Source organism: Pseudomonas endophytica (genome assembly GCF_001411475.1).
GTDB classification, from domain to species: Bacteria; Pseudomonadota; Gammaproteobacteria; order Pseudomonadales; family Pseudomonadaceae; genus Aquipseudomonas; species Aquipseudomonas endophytica.
This window is the reverse complement of the sequence record NZ_LLWH01000107.1, coordinates 1-3,774: the sequence shown is the minus strand read 5'-3', so window position 1 is coordinate 3,774 and position 3,774 is coordinate 1. Positions and strand designations below refer to the sequence as shown.

Genomic DNA, 3,774 nt, shown 5'->3' with positions numbered 1-3,774 from the left:
CGTCCGTAGACCCTTAGTGCCATCAAGATAAGCCTTGATGGCGTTGAGCTTAAATTGCTCTGTGTACTTGCTCATGTTGAAACCCCAAAAAGTTGGATATGTGTCCAACTTTTTGGGGGCAGTCCACCCCGTAGGAGCTGCCGCAGGCTGCGAGCTTTTAAAGATCAAAAGATCGCAGCCTTCGTACCTCGGCAGCTCCTACGCGGTTGTGGTCTGCGCCCCAACATCTTGGGCGCAGTTCAGTATCAATCGCGCAGTGAAATCACCTGCCAGCCGCGTTGCTCGGCTTCTGCACGAAGCTTTTCATCTGGGTCGACGGCCACCGGGTGCGTTACTTGCTCCAGCAGCGGCAAGTCGTTTATCGAATCGCTGTAAAAATAGCTGCCTTCAAGGCTGTAGCCGTTTTCTTCGATCCAGCGATTCAGGCGGGTCACTTTGCCTTCACGGAAACACGGCACATCGGTGCTGCGTCCGGTGTAACGCCCCTCTACCATTTCGCATTCCGTGGCGATCAAGTGTTCCACGCCCAGCTTTTTAGCAATCGGTGCGGTGATAAAGCGGTTAGTCGCAGTGATGATGACCAGCGTATCCCCCGCCTCACGATGTTTGGCCAATAGCTGTGCCGCTTTTGGCAGCATCAGTGCGTCAATGCAGTCGCGCATGAATTCGCGGTGCCATTGATCGAGTTGACGCATGTCATGTTTACCAAAAATTTCCATGCTGAAATTAAGATAGGCGGCATTGTCGAGCTTGCCGGCTAGGTAATCCTGGTAAAACTCGTCGTTGCGGGCTTTGTAGGCCGCACCGTCGAGAATGCCACGTCCGCACAGGTAATCGCCCCATGCGTGGTCGCTGTCACCGCCTAAAAGGGTGTTATCCAAGTCGAATAAAGCCAGACGCATTGAAGTTACTCGCTGAAATGTTTATTAAAAAGGCCTCAAGAATACGGTCTTTTCACAAGAGTGCACATAAGGTAGGACGGTGCGTTGCTGCTTTCACAACCTTTGTGGAACAATGCGGCGACATGCGTTTGCGAGGTTGTTGCCGTGATCGACCCCGATGGTTTCCGTCCTAATGTCGGGATTATTCTGACAAATGATGCCGGACAGGTACTCTGGGCTCGCCGTATCAATCAAGACGCGTGGCAGTTTCCACAGGGCGGTATCAACCCTGATGAGACGCCAGAAGACGCCTTGTACCGCGAGCTGAACGAAGAAGTTGGCCTTGAACGCGAAGATGTTGAAATACTCGCCTGCACGCGAGGCTGGTTGCGTTATCGTTTGCCGCAACGACTGGTCCGAACCCACAGCCAACCGCTGTGCATCGGTCAGAAGCAGAAGTGGTTTTTACTGCGCCTGGTCTCGAATGAGCAGCGGGTGCGGATGGATTTAACCGGTAAACCGGAGTTCGATGGCTGGCGTTGGGTCAGCTATTGGTATCCGTTAGGCCAGGTGGTGACATTCAAGCGCGAGGTCTACCGTCGCGCGCTCAAAGAGCTTGCACCGCGCCTTTTAACGCGCACCTGACACGGAGTTCGACCCCGAGCCATGCTCAATACGCTGCGCAAGATCGTCCAGGAAGTTAACGCCGCCAAAGATCTCAGGGCGGCGTTGGGGATTATTGTGTTGCGCGTCAAAGAGGCCATGGGCAGCCAGGTCTGCTCGGTCTATTTGCTTGATCCAGAGACCAATCGTTTTGTGCTGATGGCCACTGAGGGCTTGAACAAGCGCTCGATCGGCAAAGTCAGCATGGCGCCCAACGAAGGCCTGGTCGGTCTGGTGGGCACCCGTGAAGAGCCTCTGAACCTCGAAAACGCCGCCGATCACCCGCGCTATCGCTACTTTGCCGAAACCGGTGAAGAACGCTATGCCTCCTTTCTCGGCGCGCCGATCATCCACCACCGTCGTGTGGTGGGGGTGTTGGTCATTCAGCAAAAAGAACGCCGCCAGTTCGATGAAGGCGAAGAAGCCTTCCTCGTGACCATGAGCGCACAGTTGGCGGGCGTTATTGCCCACGCCGAAGCCACCGGCTCGATTCGTGGCTTGGGCCGTCAAGGTAAAGGGATTCAAGAAGCCAAGTTTGTCGGTGTACCCGGTTCGCCCGGCGCGGCGGTGGGTACGGCAGTGGTCATGCTGCCCCCGGCCGATCTGGACGTGGTGCCGGACAAAACCATCACTGACATTCCTGCTGAAATAGCTTTGTTCAAAACCGCGCTTGAGGGCGTGCGCAACGACATGCGAGCGGTGTCCAAAAAGCTCGCCACGCAGTTGCGGCCTGAAGAACAGGCGTTGTTCGATGTGTACCTGATGATGCTCGACGATGCATCGCTGGGCAGTGAAGTCAAAAATGTGATCAAGACCGGTCAATGGGCCCAAGGCGCGCTGCGCCAAGTGGTGACTGATCACGTCAACCGTTTCGAACTCATGGACGACGACTACCTGCGTGAGCGGGCATCAGACGTACGTGACCTGGGGCGTCGGTTGTTGGCTTACTTGCAGCAAGAACGCCAGCAAACCATGGTCTACCCCGATAACACCATTTTGGTAAGCGAAGAACTGACCGCGACCATGCTTGGCGAGGTGCCAGAAGGCAAGTTGGTCGGTCTGGTGTCGGTGTTGGGGTCGGGCAACTCCCACGTAGCGATTCTGGCCCGGGCGATGGGCATTCCCACCGTGATGGGCTTGGTTGACCTGCCGTATTCCAAGGTCGACGGTATCCAACTGATCGTCGACGGTTACCACGGTGAGGTGTACACCAACCCCAGCGACTTACTGCGCAAGCAATACGCAGACGTTGTCGAAGAAGAACGTCAGCTGTCCCAAGGCCTCGACGCCCTGCGCGAATTGCCGTGCATCACCCCAGACGGCCACCGTATGCCGCTGTGGGTCAACACCGGCTTGCTGGCTGACGTGGCGCGTGCGCAACAACGTGGCGCAGAAGGCGTAGGTCTGTACCGCACCGAAGTGCCGTTCATGATCAACCAGCGCTTCCCGAGCGAGAAGGAGCAGTTAGCGATTTATCGCGAGCAACTCGCCGCCTTCCATCCGCAACCGGTGACTATGCGCAGCCTCGACATTGGCGGCGACAAGTCACTGTCGTATTTCCCGATTAAAGAAGACAACCCGTTCTTGGGCTGGCGCGGGATCCGCGTGACCCTCGACCACCCAGAAATCTTTCTGGTGCAGGCCCGGGCGATGCTCAAGGCCAGCGAAGGGCTGAACAACCTGCGTATCTTGCTGCCGATGATCTCCGGCACCCACGAGCTCGAAGAGGCCTTGCACTTGCTGCACCGTGCCTGGGGTGAAGTGCGTGACGAAGGCACTGATGTCCCGATGCCACCGATAGGGGTGATGATCGAAGTCCCGGCGGCGGTGTACCAAACCAAAGAGCTGGCACGTCAGGTGGACTTCTTGTCGGTGGGTTCTAACGACTTGACCCAATACTTGCTAGCGGTGGACCGCAACAACCCGCGGGTGGCCGATTTGTATGACTACCTGCACCCGGCGGTCTTGCAAGCTTTGCAAGCCGTGGTACGTGACGCACATGCCGAAGGCAAACCGGTGAGTATCTGCGGCGAAATGGCCGGTGATCCTGCGGCGGCGATCTTGTTGACGGCAATGGGTTTCGACAGTTTGTCGATGAACGCCACCAACCTGCCGAAAGTGAAATGGATGTTGCGTCAAGTCAGCTTGAGCCGCGCCCAAGAGCTGCTGGCCGAAGTGATGACCATCGACAACCCGCAAGTCATTCGTAGCACCGTGCAGTTGGCCCTGA

The 3,774-nt window shown here is 56.8% G+C and carries 3 protein-coding genes; 2 read left to right on the top strand and 1 reads right to left on the bottom strand.

The window, feature by feature from the left end; genetic code table 11:
• Nucleotides 1–245: 245 nt before the first annotated feature.
• Nucleotides 246–902: a histidinol-phosphatase gene (locus AQS70_RS08230; protein WP_055102364.1), complete on the bottom strand. Its 657-nt coding sequence runs from the start codon at nucleotides 900–902 to the stop codon at nucleotides 246–248.
• Nucleotides 903–1,046: 144 nt separating this feature from the next.
• Between AQS70_RS08230 and AQS70_RS08225 the strand changes: the two genes are divergently transcribed.
• A complete protein-coding gene (locus AQS70_RS08225; protein WP_055102365.1) occupies nucleotides 1,047–1,526 on the top strand; it encodes an RNA pyrophosphohydrolase in 480 nt (159 codons plus the stop codon).
• A 21-nt stretch (nucleotides 1,527–1,547) separates the two neighbouring features.
• On the top strand, nucleotides 1,548–3,774 hold a 2,227-nt coding region (gene ptsP, locus AQS70_RS08220; protein ID WP_055102363.1), incomplete at its 3' end, for a phosphoenolpyruvate--protein phosphotransferase.